Consider the following 14,457-nt stretch of genomic DNA (forward strand, 5'->3'; position numbering starts at 1 on the left):
ACGAGTCAGTCGGAAACGGCGGCCCTGTTCGCGGGGCCGCCGTTCTGCTGTTCGGCGCCGAAAGGCACGGGATCGCCGCGCCGGCGGTAGCGTGCCGACCATGAAGTCGACCGCCGGCCGCCTCGACCGGGGTGCCCGCATCCTGGTGGTCCTGGTCGTCATCGGGATCGTGGTGGCGGGGAGTGTCGGTGGATTCCTGGCCAGCCGCTCCTACACGCAGCAAGCCTCGGTGCCCTTCGGCACCGAGGACGCTGACAGCCCCGATGTCGTGCTGATGTCGATGTACATCACCCGGGTCGACGTTCACGACCAGTCGATGACGGTGGAACTCGATGTCAACGACGATCCCGTCGGTGGTGTGAGCGACGGGCTCACCGAGGACATCACCGTAGAGACCAACTCGCGGCGCTCCAGCGTGGTGAAGTTCGCCGCGGGCGACCGATTCCACACCGTGATCCAGGAGTTCGCCCTCGGCGGCAGCAGCACCGACTTCCCGTTCGACACCTACCAGTCGTTCCCGGCCATCCAGGTCCTCGGGGCCGACGGCACACCGCTACCGCTGGAGGTGACGGTGTCCAGCGGCGATGCGTTCTTCGCCGTGACACCCACCCTGTCGCCCGACCAGGGCTGGCTGTCGCTGACCCTGAAGGCCGAACGCAGCGTGCCCACCATGGTTTTCGGCGTGTTCATCATGGTGCTGATGCTGGGATTGGCGGCCTCTGCCGCGGTACTGGCGTCCTACGTCGTGCGCACCCGTCGTGGCGTGGAGTACGGCGCGTATTCGGTCATGGCCGCGCTGCTGTTCGCGATGGTTCCGTTGCGCAACGCCATTCCCGGCGATCCGCCGATCGGCTCGTTGATCGACTTCTCCGCGTTCTTCATCGCCGAGGCGGTGATCGCGGTCTCGCTCATCACCAGCGTCGTCGTCGGGTACCGCAACCAGGTGTCCGTCGACGCGCGCTAGCTGTGCGGGAGCGTCAGGCCGTGCGATCTGAGGGCGGAGAGCAACCCATCCGGACGCCGTGCGGTCGGTAGTGGATCCACCAGCGCGAAGGCGCAACCGACGGCGCGTGCGCCGCCGTCGGCCTCCTCACTGTCACCCACCATCAGCGTTTCCTCGGCGCTCACACCGAGGCGGTGCAGCGCGGTCTGGAAGATCGCGGGATCCGGTTTGACGGCACCGACCTCGAACGACAGCACGTACTCGTCGGCGCCGGTGCCTGCGGCGGCCAGAGCCGGTCGTAGGTCGAAGGCGATGTTCGACACCACGGCCGTCTTGATCCCGTTGCCGCGCAGTCCGTTCAGCGCCGTCGCGGTGTCGGGGTAGGGCGTCCAGGAAGCGGGATCCACCAGCTTCGGGTACAGGGCGGCCGCATCCTCTCCGGTGAGACCCGATTCGCGCAGCACATGCAGATACGCCTCACGGTGCAGGTGCGGTTCCAGATCCCGGTTGGCCCAATTATGTTGCTGCTCTGTGTTCATGGGCACCGTGCTTCCGGTCGGCGCGGTCACCCGACGCATCAGCTCGGCCTGCACGTGACCCTTCACCGTCTGCTCGTCGACAGTGATGCCGTCGAACCAGTCGTCCTGTTCCTCCAGACGGAACAGGGTGCCGGAGAAATCGAAGAGTACCGCGCGGATCACGGGGCCGTCCTTTCTCAGTAGTGGTCGGGGATGGCGGGCGCCACCGGCCAACCGAAGCCGACGGACGCCCGGTGCACCGAACCGGCGGTCTGTTCGTGGACCAGACCCGCGGCAGCGAGGTGGGCAAGGGTGGTCCCGCCGAGGTACACCGCGCCGAGGTCACGCACACCGATGGCGATATCGGCAGGTGCATCGGTCTTTTCGCATTTCGCACCGTCGACATCACCGCGCAGTCGGTACCGCGCGGTGTTCCACGGGCAGAACTCGTCGTGCACGTCCAGAACCGCATCGACCGGTGCGGCATAGCGGCGCAGTGTGAGTGCCCGCCTCACGTCCACGAGCCGGACGAAGATGCCGTCGGACACCTCGCAATGCAACGCTCGGCTGTCGGCAACCAGTCCGCGCAGCGGTTCGTCGATGGCGGCGTCCTTGAAGACCAGACGTCGAATCAGGTCGATCTCCAGCAGGAATCGCCAGAGCTTGGCGTAGGCACGCGGATTGGTGGCGCGCACCTCCTCGACGTGCAGCTCTCCGATGGGGCCGCTGGCATCCCACGCCGACTTGGTCCGGTACCGAGCGAATCCGCTTGGCGTACCGTCAGATTCGCGGTGCAGGGCGAATCGGATGCTGCCGCTGTTCTTACGGCGCTCGTCGTTGTCGAAGACCTGATAGTCCCACCACGCACGCGGCCGGTCCATCCGACCCGGCAGATCGGCCACTGCCCGGTCATAGATCACGGGTCCGACATCCAGCAGGGTGTCGACGCCGATCTGCGACACGGAACCTCCCCCGAGGTCGACGTCGGGGCGGAAGCCGAGATCGCGCACCGGGCCGGACAACGTGGCGTTCTGGCTCGCCAGCCCATACCCGAAGCGGCCGTAGATCGATGTCTCGGAGGCGAACAGCATGGCCACCGCCTCGGTACCGCGGTCGCGGATGGTGTCCAGTTGATGGCGCATCATCTGGCTCAGCAGCCCCCGCCGCCGATGGTCGGAGGCGACGCTGACGCCCGTCACCGCCGCCACGTCGGTCTGTACGCCGCCGGGCAGCACGACCTTCTTGCGGTAATCCCCGGCGGTGGACACCCATCGGGTTCCGTCGTGAAACCCGAACATCCGGTCCAGGTCGGTGAAGGCACGCGCGAGTCTGATGTCGTCGGGCTGGGGGTCCTCCAGGAAGCCCCAGGCCATCGCGGTGTTGAAGTCCTGGTAGTCGGTGTCGTCGCGCAGGGCGCGCAGGGTCAGCTCGGGCACATACCCATGTCTACCGTGACGGGACGATCGGGCGCGCGTCATTTTCTCGCGCGCAGGTCTGCCTAGATCGTCACGACCACTTCGTTGCGCCGGCGGAAGGGCAGCGTCCAGGGCGGATCGTAGAACCACGCGATCGGCTCGCCCGCCGGTTCGATGCCGTTCGCGCCGAGTGTGTCGACGAGATCGGCGGCCTGTTGGGCGACGGCCGCGGGGCTGCGGTCCCCGGTGAAGCGGATGACCGCAACGGTTTCGGGCGGCACGGACACCAGATCGACATCCGGATCGTCGGGCTCCGGCAGGGTTTCCAGCGTCCACTCCGACGGCATGAAGAACCGGATGGTCCAGCCCTCTTCGGCGCTGCCCTCCTGGCTCACCGGCGCGGTCATGGCGATCTCCTGTGCACCGCCCTGCTGGCTCACCGGTGCGGTCATGGCGATCTCCGTCCGGCGCTGGTTTCCACCGAAGATGTAGGACGCCAGCTTCCGGAATCCCGCGTTGAGGGCCCGTTCTCGGTCGCCGGTGATGGTGGTCTGCGCTGCGATCCGGCGGCTGTACCGCCTGATCTCGACGTTGCCGGTGAGTGGGCGGCTGATGTAGCGCGGTTCCTCCACGGTCCGCACGCCGACCACCGATGGCACCGATTCGACGATCTGACCGGCCAGTTTGACGAGATTCACTGCCACGCTCCTTCCTGATGAAGGTATTCGCGGCAGATCGGGTGACGGATGGGTCGACCGCCGGTCAGCTTTCGCCGAATTCGTCGGCCTCCGCCCGGAAGAAGAACATGCTCACCACGAAGCTGGTCAGCGACAGCAGGCCGACTCCGAAGGTCAGACCGATGCGTTCCAGACCGAAGGTTCCGATGGTCAGGGCGAACCCGATGATCCCGATCATCGACAGGAACAGCGCTCCGGTGCTTAATGCCTCGGAGGTCGCGGGGCGGGAGGCGACTGCGACGCGGTCGTCCATCGTCGGGGTTCCTATCTCGGGATGCCTACGTTGTCAGCGCATCTGTACCCCGGACCGCCCCGCCCCAATCCTCGGCGGGGAAACTCAGCCGACCGAGCGGCCCGCACCCTCCCAGAACTGCGCACGCACCGCCTTCTTGTCCGGCTTGCCCAGCGCGGTCACCGGCACCGAATCCACCACGACGACCTGCTTGGGCACGTGCACCGAACCCTTGCGTTCCTTCACCGAGGCCTGGATCTCGGCGATCATGACGTCCACCGCGGACTCGTCGGACGCGGCATCGGGACGCAGCACCACCACCGCGGTCACCGCCTCGCCCCACTTCTCGTCCGGCGTGCCGATCACGCACACCTGGGCCACCGAGGGGTGCTCGGCCACGACGTCTTCGACCTCGCGCGGGAACACGTTGAAGCCGCCGGTGACGATCATGTCCTTGGTGCGGTCGACGATGAAGTAGAAACCGTCCTCGTCCTCGCGGGCGAGGTCGCCGGTGTGCATCCAGCCGCCCTTGAAGGTGTCGGCGGTGGCCTCGGGCAGATTCCAATAGCCGCCCGACACCAGCGGGCCCGCCACGCAGATCTCGCCGACCTCGCCCTGGGGCACCGGCTTGCCGTCGTCGCCCAGCAACGCCACCTTGGCGAACAGCGTGGGTCGGCCGCACGAGGTCAGCCGCTTCTCGTCGTGGTCCTTCTTGGCCAGGTAGGTGATCACCATCGGCGCCTCGGACTGCCCGTAGTACTGGGCGAAGATCGGGCCGAACCGGCGGATCGCCTCGGCCAGGCGCACCGGGTTCATCGCCGAGGCGCCGTAGTAGACGGTCTCCAGCGACGACAGGTCGCGGGTGTGACTGTCGGGGTGGTCCATCAAGGCGTAGATCATCGACGGCACCAGCATCGTCGCGGTGATCTTCTGTTCCTCGATGACCCGAAGCACCTCTGCCGGATCGAACTTGGTCAGCACGATCAGCTCGCCGCCCTTCACGATGACCGGGGTGAAGAACGCGGCGCCGGCATGTGAGAGCGGGGTGCACATCAGGAACCGCGGATTCTCCGGCCACTCCCATTCGGCCAGCTGCACGGTGGTCATGGTGGTGATCGACTGCGTCGTACCGATCACGCCCTTGGGCTTACCGGTGGTGCCGCCGGTGTAGGTCAGACCACCGATGTGGTCGGCCGGTAGATCGGCGGCGACCAGCGGTCTGGCGTCGTACTTGGCGGCCTCCGCACTGAGGTCGACGGCCTTCACACCGGCTTCGGTCAGCTCGGCGGGCACGGGGCCGATGGTCAGGACCTGCTCCAGCGACGGGACCTTCTGCATCAGTCCGAGCGCCCGTTCGACGAACATCGGTTGCGGGTCGATGATCAGCGAGGTCACCCCGGCGTCGGAGAGCACATAGGCGTGGTCGTCCAGCGAGCCGAGAGGGTGTAGTGCCGTGCGGCGGTAGCCCTGGGTCTGGCCGGCGCCGATGATCATCAGCACCTCGGGGCGGTTGAGGGAGAGCAGTCCGACCGCCGCCCCTGTCCCGGCGCCGAGCGCCTCGAAGGCCTGAATGTACTGGCTGATGCGGTTGGCGAGCTCGCCGCCGGTCAGCGTGGTGTCGCCGAGGAACAACACCGGCCGGTCCTTATGGCGCTTCAGCGCGCCGACGGTGAGATGGCCGGAGTGCAGGAAATGGCGCAGCTGGGAGTCGCTCATGACATCAGATTAGAACGTGTTACAGATTTAGTTTCAAGGTCCGGTGTTCACTGGAGGGGTGAGCCAGAACCCCGAGCTGCGGCGCGCGATCCTGTCTCTGGCCCGGGAGCGCGGCCCCGACAAGACCATCTGCCCGTCGGATGCCGCACGCACGGTGGGTGGTGAGCGGTGGCGCGAGCTGATGGATGCGGCCAGGGATATCGCCCGAGACCTGGCGCGGGGCGGTGTGGTCGAGATCAGTCAGCGCGGCACGGTCCTCGACCCGGACGCCGACTGGCGCGGACCGATCCGAATCAGGGCCATTGGCTGATCGATGATGACCGAGTCGTTCGTTTCGCCCGGGGACGACGCGGTCGGCCTCTAACCTTGGCCCATGTCAGGCCCCGATACGCCGGCCGATCTGGTCATCACCGGCACCATCCTCACCGTTGACGATGCCCGCCCGGAGGCGCACAACCTGACCGTCGTCGGGGGCCGGATCGCCGCCGTCGACGTGGCCGAGGACGAACTTCAGGCCTGGATCGGACCCGATACCACCGTGCTGTCGGCCGGTGACGGTTGCGTGCTACCCGGTTTCATCGAGGCACATGGCCATCCGCTGATGGAGGCGGTGGCGTTGTCCGAGCGGATGGTCGACATCCGGCCGGTGACGCTGCCCACCGCCGAGGAGGTGGTGGCCGCGGTGCACGCCGAGGTCGCCCGCCGCGGCGCCGACGGTGCATATTTGAACGGCTGGGATGCCTTGTTGCAGAAGGGTTTACCAGATCCGACCCTGCGGTGGTTGGACAGTGTCGCCGACACCCCGCTGGTGATCATGCACAACTCGGGCCACAAGGCGTTCTTCAACAGCGCGGCGGCCCGCATGGTCGGGATCACCAAGGACACCCCCGATCCCAAGGGGGCTCGCTACGGCCGCGGTGCCGATGGTGAACTCGACGGCACCGCCGAGGAGTCCGCCGCGGTGTTCCCGCTGATCGGCGGTGCCATCGCGGTGGCCGACTACCCGGCGATGCTGCTGGCCGAGTGCGATCGGCTGAACCGGGCGGGCCTGACCACCTGTTCGGAGATGGCCTTCGACCCGATGTTCCGGCCGGTGCTGGCGGCGATGCACGACCAGCTGACGGTCCGGCTGCGCACCTACGAGATGTCGACGGCGGATCTGCACACCGACGCCCAGCCGTTCGACGGGGACGATCTGGTGCGTCAGATCGGTATCAAGATCTGGGTCGACGGCTCACCGTGGGTCGGCAACATCGACCTGAGCTTTCCCTATCTGGACACCGAGGCCACCCGCACCATCGGCGTCGTCCCCGGCTCCTGCGGGCACGCGAACTACACCCGCGAGCAGCTGGCCGAGATCGTCGGGACGTTCTATCCGCAGGGCTGGCAGCTGGCCTGTCACGTGCACGGCGACAACGGCGTCGACACCATCCTGGACGTCTACGAAGAGGCGCTGCGCGCCCATCCGCGCGATGACCACCGCCTGCGCCTGGAACACGTCGGCGCCATCACCGACGAGCAACTGGCGCGCGCCCATGCGCTCGGAGTGACCTGCAGCCTGTTTGTCGACCATCTGCATTACTGGGGAGACGTCATCGTCGACGGGTTGTTCGGGCCCGAGCACGGTGAGCGGTGGATGCCGTGCGGTTCGGCGGTGGCCACCGGCATGCGCATCTCCCTGCACAACGACCCGCCCGTCACGCCCGAGGAGCCGCTACGCAATATCAGCGTGGCCATGACGCGCACGGCGCCGAGCGGACGGGTGCTCGCACCCCAGGAGTGCCTCACACTCGACCAGGCCATCCGCGCCCAGACCCTCGATGCCGCCTATCAGCTGTTCGACGATGAGCGGATCGGCTCGATCGAGGTCGGCAAGTACGCCGATCTCGTTGTGCTGTCGGCAGATCCGCGTGCTGTCGCGCCGGAGGCGGTGGCCGATCTGCAGGTCAGGGCCACCTACCTGGCGGGCAGGCAGGTCCACCCGAAACCCGAATGAGCCCGCACGCTGACCGCCGCTAGCATGGGTGCCCTGCTGGTGACCTTGGGAGGATCGCGATCGCACCACCGTTCGAGTGCCCGCCGCTGGATGATCTGCTGGAGCGTCTGCACGTCGTCTCCCTGCCGATGCGGGTCCGGTTCCGCGGCATCACCGTCCGTGAGGTCGCGCTGATCGAAGGGCCGTCCGGCTGGGGCGAGTTCGGCGCTTTCACCGAATACGAACCGACCGAGGCCGCGCACTGGCTGTCTTCGGCAGTCGAGGCCGCCTACCGACCCGCACCCGTCCCGCATCGTGACCGCATTCCCGTCAATGCGACCGTGCCTGCGGTGGCGCCGGAACAGGTGCCCGAGGTGCTGGCGCGATTCCCCGGTGCCCGGACGGCCAAGGTGAAGGTCGCCGAACCCGGACAGTGTCTGGCCGATGATGTCGCCAGGGTCGAGGCCGTGCGGGCGCTCGTGCCCACCGTGCGTGTCGACGCCAACGGCGGCTGGAGTGTGGCCGAGGCGGTGGAGGCGGCCGGTGCGCTCGGCGAGCTCGAATACCTCGAGCAACCGTGCGCCGCCGCCGAGGAGCTCGCCGAGGTGCGCCGCCGGATCGACACCCCGGTCGCGGCCGACGAATCGATCCGCAAGGTCGTCGACCCGTTCCGGGTGGTGGCGCTGGGCGCTGCCGATATCGCGGTGGTCAAGGTCGCTCCGCTGGGCGGTGTGCAGCGGCTGCTGGTGATCGCCGCACGGATAGGCATCCCGGTGGTGGTATCCAGTGCGCTGGACAGCGCAGTGGGCATGTCCCGCGGGTTGCTGGCTGCCGGGTGCCTCCCGGAGCTGCCGTACGCCTGCGGGCTGGGAACCGGGGGACTGTTCGTGGAGGACATCGTGGACCCGGTGGCGCCGGTCGACGGCTTTCTCCCGGTCGGTCCCGTGGTCCCGGATCGCGCGCGGTTGACCACGCTGGCCGCACCGCCGGACCGCCGCCAGTGGTGGATCGAACGGGTGCGGCGCTGTCACGCGCTGCTGTGACCGGCCACCGCTGTGACCAATCGAGATGCCCCTGCGGACGTAGTATCACCGGTAGTACTACCGCGGCGGTAGTACCACCGGCGGTACTACATATGCAGACCCATCATTGGGTCAGAAGCCGCGGAAATCGGTGCGGCCGACCAGCTTCTGCACCACCCACTGGTTCAGCGACATCCGTTGTTCGGTCGCCTCGACGGCGAGCAGGGCGTGCAATTCCGGAGAGACGCGGAGCACGAACCGCCCGCTGTATTCGCGGTCGGTGAGCGACTCCGGGGCGGTCCAGCCGTCGGCCGTCGCGGCGGCGACATCCTCTCTGACGATCTTCTCGATCGCGGCGATGGCTTCGCCCGCCGTTCCCCGGTGTTGCCGCAGCCCGGGGAACTCCAGACAGGTCCCGACATAGGACCCCGCGGCGGGCGACCACATCGCCCGGTACGTGTATTCCGTCATGCCGGCAGCATGGCCCCGCCATCCGACATGTCCTGATCTGTGGGATGCGTGGCGTAGACGACATGGGGTCGGGCCGGTGACGATGGGGGCGTGACGCGATCGGTGGTGATCCTCGGGTTCGACGGTGTGCAGGCTCTGGACATCGCCGGCCCGTTCGACGTCTTCACCGGAGCCAATATGCAGCTGGGTGCGATGGGCCGGCCTGACCGCTACGACGTCCGGTTGGTATCACTGGACGGGTTGCCGGTCCGCACCATGACGGGCCTGGAGTTCGCGGCGGCGGCGCTGCCCGACACCGCGTCCATCGACACCTTGATCGTGCCCGGTGGCTTCGGGACCGAGACGGTGCGCAAGGACCCCGCCACCGTGCGGTGGATCCGCACCGTGGCCGAGACCGCGCGCCGCGTCGTCACGGTGTGCTCGGGTGCCTTTCTCGCCGCCGAGGCGGGCCTGCTCGACGGATGCCGGGCCACCACCCATTGGGCGGCCGCCGGCCACCTTGCCGACCAGTACCCCGGCGTGACCGTCGACCCCGAGCCCATCTTCGTCAGGAGCTCGGAGCAGGTGTGGACCGCCGCGGGTGTCACCGCGGGCATCGACCTGGCCCTGCATCTGGTCGAGGACGACCTCGGCACCGATGTCGCGCAGACGGTGGCCCGCTGGCTGGTGCTCTATCTGCGTCGCCCCGGCGGGCAGACCCAGTTCGCGGCACCGGTGTGGGCGCCGCGGGCCAAACGCGAACCGATCCGTGAGGTGCAGGAGTTCATCGAGGCCGAACCGGGCGCCGTGCTCAGCATCGGTGAACTTGCGCGGCGGGCGGCCATGAGCCCGCGGCACTTCACCAGGGTGTTCACCGAGGAGGTGGGGGAGGCGCCGGGCAGTTATGTCGAACGCATCCGCACCGAGGCGGCCCGCCGCCAACTCGAGGAGACCGACGACACCGTCACGGTCATCGCCGCCCGGTGCGGTTTCGGCAGCGCTGAAACCCTGCGCCGCAATTTCGTTCGACGTCTTGGCATTTCGCCCGACCAATACCGCAAGTCATTCGCCTAGGAGGCAAACATGCAGATCGCCATCGTGCTCTACCCCGGATTCACCGCGCTGGATTTCATCGGTCCGTACGAGGTGCTGCGCTGGCTGCCCGACGCCGAGGTGCGCTTCGTCTGGCATGAAGCAGGGCCCATCGCCGCCGATTCCGGCGTCCTCGTCATCGGCGCCACCCACTCCTTCGACGAGACACCCAGACCGGACATCGTGCTCGTCCCCGGCGGATTCACCACGATGGAACATGCCCGCGACGAGCGGGTCCTCGACTGGCTGCGCCGCGCCCACCAGAACACCACCTGGACCTCCTCGGTGTGCTCCGGTTCGGTGCTGCTGGCCGCAGCCGGCTTGCTCGACGGCAAACGTGCCACCTCGCACTGGGCCGCCGTGCAGTCGCTGCGCGCGTTCGGCGTGACGCCGGTGGGCGATGAGCGCATCGTTCGGTCCGATCAGCGCATCGTCACGTGCGCCGGGGTGTCGGCGGGTATCGACCTCGGGTTGTGGCTGGCAGGCGAGATCGGCGGAGAAGCCAAGGCCAAGGCCATCCAGCTGTCCATGGAGTACGACCCACAGCCGCCGTTCGACTCCGGGCACATGTCGAAGGCGTCGACCGCCACCAAGGCCGCGGCCACGGCGCTGATGGCCCGCGAACTTGCCAGCCCACCTGCACTGAAGGCGACCGTGGGCCTGCTGTGGGATCACGCAATCAGGAGAGCTCGCAGCCGCAAGTAGGCTCGAGCAAATGAATCTGGCATACGTCGACAAGGGCGGCACCGGCGAACCGGTGCTTTTCATCGCTGGCCGGGGCGGGGCCGGACGCACCTGGCACCTTCATCAGGTCCCGGCGTTCCAGCGGGCCGGCTACCGCGTCATCACCTTCGACAACCGCGGTGTCGGTGCCACCGAGAACGCCAGCGGATTCACCACCGAACAGGTGGTCGCCGACACCGCCAACCTCATCACCAAGGTCGTCGGCGGCCCGGTGCGGGTGGTCGGCGTCTCGATGGGCTCGTTCATCGCCCAGGAGCTGATGGTCTCGCGCCCCGAGCTGGTCAGCCAGGCAGTACTGATGGCCACCCGCGGCCGTCACGACAAGGCGCGCGAGTTCTTCAACAAGGCCGAACGTGATTTCCATGAGGCGGGGATCACCCTGCCGCCCAGCTATGACGCGAAGATCCGGCTGATGGAGAACTTCTCGCCCAAGACCCTCAACGATGACCGGGCCGTCCTGGACTGGGCCGAGATGTTCACCATGTGGCCCACCAAGTACACCCCGGGACTGAAGAGCCAGCTGGCCATCGCGCCCGAGGGCAACCGGCTGCCCGCCTACCAGCACATCAAGGTTCCGGTGCTGGTGATCGGTTTCGGCGATGACGTGCTGATGGCCCCGCACCTGAGCCGTGAGGTCGCCGACGCCATCCCGGGCGGGCGGTACCTGGAGATCCCCGACGCCGGGCATCTGGGCTTCATCGAGCATCCGGAGACCGTCAACGAGGCGATCCTGGAATTCTTCGCCGAAGCCAAGACTTAGGCTGATCGAGTGAATGCCTCGACGATCCAGGCGCGCATCGTCGTCGACGAACTGATCCGCGGCGGTGTCCGCGATGTGGTGCTGTGCCCCGGATCACGCAACGCCCCGCTGGCGTTCGCGCTGCACGATGCCGACCGGGCCGGCCGGGTCCGGCTGCACGTGCGCATCGACGAACGCACCGCGGGCTTCCTGGCGATCGGATTGGCGATCTCCGGGCAGGCGCCGGTGCCCATCGCGATGACCTCGGGCACCGCGGTGGCCAACCTCGGCCCGGCGGTGGTCGAGGCCAACTATGCGCGCGTGCCGCTGATCGTGCTGAGCGCCAACCGGCCCTACGAACTGCTCGGCACCGGGGCCAATCAGACGATGGAGCAACTCGGCTACTTCGGATCCCAGGTGCGCTCCAGCATCAGCCTCGGACTCGCCGAGGGGCCCGGTGGCGACTCCGGTGATATGGCCGCGCTGAACGCCCAGTGGCGCTCGGCGACCTGTCGAGTGCTGGTGGCGGCCAAGGGTTCTCGCAGCGCGAACGCCGGACCGGTGCAGTTCGACATCCCGCTGCGCGAACCGTTGGTGCCCGATCTAGACGATGCCACGCCGACCCCGGCGGGTAGGCCCGACGGCCGCTCCTGGACGCACACCCCGCCGGTCACCTTCGACCAGCCCCTGGATATCGATCTGAGTGCGGACACCGTGGTGATCGCAGGCCATGGCGCCGGGGTGCACCCGAACCTGGCGGGACTGCCCACCGTCGCCGAACCGACGGCACCGGCGGCGGCCAACCCGCTGCACCCGCTGGCGCTGCCCCTGTTGCGACCCGCCCAGGTCATAATGCTGGGCCGGCCCACCCTGCACCGCACCGTGTCGGCACTGCTGGCCGATCCGGCGGTGCCGGTGTACGCGCTCACCACCGGACCGCGCTGGCCCGACGTCTCCGGCAACTCGCAGGCCACCGGCACGCGTGCGGTCACCACCGGCGCGCCGGACTCGCTGTGGCTGCAGCGCGCCGAGGACCTGCACCGTCGGACGTTGGATGCGGTGCGCGCCCAACTGGCACAGCATCCGCACACCACCGGTCTGCACGTGGCGGCGGCGGTGACGGCCGGTCTGCGAGATGGTGACCAGCTGGTGCTCGGCGCATCCAACCCGGTCCGCGATATCGCGCTGGCCGGATTCAACCAGCCCGGGGTCAAGGTGCGCTCCAATCGCGGCGTTGCCGGCATCGACGGCACCATCTCCACGGCCATCGGGGCGGCGCTGGCACATGAGCGCAGTGGCAGCGGGACCACCCCGTTGAAGACCGTCGCCCTGGTGGGCGACCTGACCTTCGTCCACGACAGCTCCGGCCTGCTGATCGGGCCCACCGAACCGGTCCCGCGCAACCTCACCATCGTGGTCTCCAACGACAACGGCGGCGGCATCTTCGAACTGCTCGAGCAGGGCGACCCACGGTTCTCCGATGTGTCCTCCCGCGTCTTCGGGACCCCGCACGATGTCGACATCGCGGCGCTGTGCCAGGCCTATCACGTGCCCAACCGACAGGTCGACGTCGATTCCCTGACCGAGGTGCTGGCCGAACCGGTCGAGGGAATGCGGGTATTGGAGGTCAAGGCGGACCGGACCTCACTGCGCGCCCTGCATGCCTCCATCCGGGCGGCGCTGCAGTGACGTTGCGCACGGTGCTGGCCGAGCTGTGGCGGCGGATGCCGCGAATGTTCGGCGACGGCACCGAGACTCGCCGACAGCGCGTCATTCGTAGGGTCCGGGTCGGCATCGTCCTTGCGGCCTGTGTGGTGACGTTCCAGTCGGTGCTGCTGGTCCTCGGTGCCTGGGAGAACGATCGGCGCATCGAGAGCGATATGGGGGTCGCCGCCGCCGAGGTGCTCGACGCGGGACCGCGCCGCTCGACCATCGAGTTCGTCACCCCGGACCGTGTCACCTATCGGCCGGAACTGGGCGTGCTCTATCCCTCCGAGCTGGACACCGGGATGCGCATCTACGTCGAATACGACCGCAGCGACCCCGATCTGGTGCGCGTGCAGGATCGCAACGCCGCGCTGGCGATCATCCCGGCGGCTTCGATCGCGGTGCTGGGCTGGCTGATCGCCGGGGCCGCATTACTGGTCGTTGCCGTCATCGCACGCCGGGTCGAGGACGACGAGCCCGCCGGCGAGCAGGCCGCTGATCAGGCTGAGGACATCAGCTTGTCGAGCCAATCCGCATCGTAGATATCGACGGTCTCGTCGGTGTTCAGGTTGTACACCGTCGGGGTGCCGGTATACATCGGGTCGACGAGATAGAGCAGATCGTAGTTGGCGGCGTCCATCTCGACGGCATCCACCGCGGTCTCCCCGCGCGCAATGCGCCCCACCACATCCTCGGGTAGCCCGGCGGCACCGGCCTTTTCGGCAATTTCGTCATCGTCGGGGCCGCGGCCGGAGGGGTCCTGATCGGCCCACAACGCCTCCACGAACCGCTGGAACGCCACCGCGGGGGAGTCGGTCCCCGAGGCCGCCACGAACAGCGCATTGCTGACCCGGGCGGAATAACCGAGATCGCCGGTGTCCAAGAAGGTCATCGGACGGTAGGTGACGGCCAGCTGGCCGAGGCCGATGTAATGGCGCAATCCCTCACCGACATCGCGCTGCAGGTCCGCGCAGTGTGAGCATTGCGGTTCGGCGAAGATCTCGATCTGCACCGGGGCGTCGGCAAATCCGGCGGTCAGGCCGTACCCGTCCTCGCTCACCTGGGTCAACGGTGCGTCGGGGTCGGGCAGGGCGCTGCCCTGGATCTGTTTGGTGCACCCCACACCGGCCAACAGCGTCAATCCGGTGAGCACGGCCATCATTCGAC

16 protein-coding genes are annotated in these 14,457 nt (G+C 67.9%); 9 read left to right on the plus strand and 7 right to left on the minus strand.

What is annotated here, in order from left to right; translation table 11 throughout:
* The first annotated feature begins 100 nt into the window (after positions 1–100).
* Positions 101–964 (plus strand): DUF8686 domain-containing protein, encoded by an 864-nt coding sequence (locus PGN27_RS18570; protein ID WP_335327434.1) that lies wholly within the window; start codon positions 101–103, stop codon positions 962–964.
* Here the strand turns inward: PGN27_RS18570 and PGN27_RS18575 are convergent.
* The 5 genes from PGN27_RS18575 to fadD8 all read right to left on the minus strand — a co-directional run bounded on the left by PGN27_RS18575 (position 961) and on the right by fadD8 (position 5,561).
* The gene (locus tag PGN27_RS18575) at positions 961–1,644 is read right to left on the minus strand and encodes an HAD family hydrolase (protein ID WP_335327435.1); all 684 of its coding nucleotides are present in this window, start codon (positions 1,642–1,644) and stop codon (positions 961–963) included. The genes PGN27_RS18570 and PGN27_RS18575 overlap by 4 nt on opposite strands.
* A 14-nt stretch (positions 1,645–1,658) precedes the next feature.
* Entirely contained in the window at positions 1,659–2,897 is a 1,239-nt protein-coding gene (locus PGN27_RS18580) for a GNAT family N-acetyltransferase (protein WP_335327436.1), read from the minus strand.
* Positions 2,898–2,959: 62 nt separating this feature from the next.
* Entirely contained in the window at positions 2,960–3,580 is a 621-nt protein-coding gene (locus tag PGN27_RS18585; protein WP_335327437.1) for an SOUL family heme-binding protein, read from the minus strand.
* A 58-nt stretch (positions 3,581–3,638) separates the two neighbouring features.
* On the minus strand, positions 3,639–3,866 hold the full coding sequence (locus tag PGN27_RS18590; protein WP_335327438.1) for a hypothetical protein: 228 nt from the start codon (positions 3,864–3,866) through the stop codon (positions 3,639–3,641).
* An 84-nt stretch (positions 3,867–3,950) separates the two neighbouring features.
* On the minus strand, positions 3,951–5,561 hold the full coding sequence (gene fadD8, locus PGN27_RS18595; RefSeq protein WP_335327439.1) for a fatty-acid--CoA ligase FadD8: 1,611 nt from the start codon (positions 5,559–5,561) through the stop codon (positions 3,951–3,953).
* Between the two features lie 58 nt (positions 5,562–5,619).
* Here fadD8 and PGN27_RS18600 point away from each other — a divergent pair, with 58 nt between their 5' ends.
* The 3 genes from PGN27_RS18600 to PGN27_RS18610 all read left to right on the plus strand — a co-directional run bounded on the left by PGN27_RS18600 (position 5,620) and on the right by PGN27_RS18610 (position 8,579).
* Positions 5,620–5,871 carry a DUF3253 domain-containing protein gene (locus tag PGN27_RS18600; RefSeq protein ID WP_335327440.1) on the plus strand — a complete coding sequence of 84 codons (252 nt, stop codon included), beginning with the start codon at positions 5,620–5,622 and terminating at the stop codon, positions 5,869–5,871.
* 63 nt (positions 5,872–5,934) lie between these two features.
* Positions 5,935–7,557: an amidohydrolase gene (locus PGN27_RS18605; RefSeq protein ID WP_335327441.1), complete on the plus strand. Its 1,623-nt coding sequence runs from the start codon at positions 5,935–5,937 to the stop codon at positions 7,555–7,557.
* 59 nt (positions 7,558–7,616) lie between these two features.
* Positions 7,617–8,579 carry an o-succinylbenzoate synthase gene (locus PGN27_RS18610; protein ID WP_335328778.1) on the plus strand — a complete coding sequence of 321 codons (963 nt, stop codon included), beginning with the start codon at positions 7,617–7,619 and terminating at the stop codon, positions 8,577–8,579.
* Positions 8,580–8,690: 111 nt separating this feature from the next.
* Here the strand turns inward: PGN27_RS18610 and PGN27_RS18615 are convergent, their stop codons facing one another.
* A complete protein-coding gene (locus PGN27_RS18615; RefSeq protein ID WP_335327442.1) occupies positions 8,691–9,029 on the minus strand; it encodes a type II toxin-antitoxin system HicB family antitoxin in 339 nt (112 codons plus the stop codon).
* Positions 9,030–9,119: 90 nt separating this feature from the next.
* Between PGN27_RS18615 and PGN27_RS18620 the strand changes: the two genes are divergently transcribed.
* Genes PGN27_RS18620 through PGN27_RS18640 form a run of 5 tightly spaced genes read left to right on the plus strand, consistent with a single transcriptional unit; the run spans position 9,120 to position 13,832 of the window.
* Positions 9,120–10,082 (plus strand): GlxA family transcriptional regulator, encoded by a 963-nt coding sequence (locus tag PGN27_RS18620; protein ID WP_335327443.1) that lies wholly within the window; start codon positions 9,120–9,122, stop codon positions 10,080–10,082.
* A 9-nt stretch (positions 10,083–10,091) separates the two neighbouring features.
* Positions 10,092–10,805 carry a DJ-1/PfpI family protein gene (locus tag PGN27_RS18625; protein ID WP_335327444.1) on the plus strand — a complete coding sequence of 238 codons (714 nt, stop codon included), beginning with the start codon at positions 10,092–10,094 and terminating at the stop codon, positions 10,803–10,805.
* A 10-nt stretch (positions 10,806–10,815) separates the two neighbouring features.
* Positions 10,816–11,604 carry an alpha/beta fold hydrolase gene (locus PGN27_RS18630; RefSeq protein ID WP_335327445.1) on the plus strand — a complete coding sequence of 263 codons (789 nt, stop codon included), beginning with the start codon at positions 10,816–10,818 and terminating at the stop codon, positions 11,602–11,604.
* 9 nt (positions 11,605–11,613) lie between these two features.
* Positions 11,614–13,272 carry a 2-succinyl-5-enolpyruvyl-6-hydroxy-3-cyclohexene-1-carboxylic-acid synthase gene (gene menD, locus PGN27_RS18635; RefSeq protein ID WP_335327446.1) on the plus strand — a complete coding sequence of 553 codons (1,659 nt, stop codon included), beginning with the start codon at positions 11,614–11,616 and terminating at the stop codon, positions 13,270–13,272.
* A gap of 35 nt (positions 13,273–13,307) precedes the next feature.
* Positions 13,308–13,832, plus strand: coding sequence for a DUF3592 domain-containing protein (locus PGN27_RS18640; RefSeq protein WP_335328779.1), 525 nt, complete (start codon positions 13,308–13,310; stop codon positions 13,830–13,832).
* On the opposite strand, the gene PGN27_RS18645 is transcribed toward PGN27_RS18640, so the two are convergent.
* Complete coding sequence (locus tag PGN27_RS18645; protein WP_335328780.1) at positions 13,790–14,452, minus strand: DsbA family protein; 663 nt, start codon at positions 14,450–14,452, stop codon at positions 13,790–13,792. The two genes, PGN27_RS18640 and PGN27_RS18645, sit on opposite strands and share 43 nt — an antisense overlap.
* Positions 14,453–14,457: the final 5 nt, after the last annotated feature.

It is taken from the genome of Mycolicibacterium neoaurum (assembly GCF_036946495.1).
GTDB classification, from domain to species: Bacteria; Actinomycetota; Actinomycetes; order Mycobacteriales; family Mycobacteriaceae; genus Mycobacterium; species Mycobacterium neoaurum_B.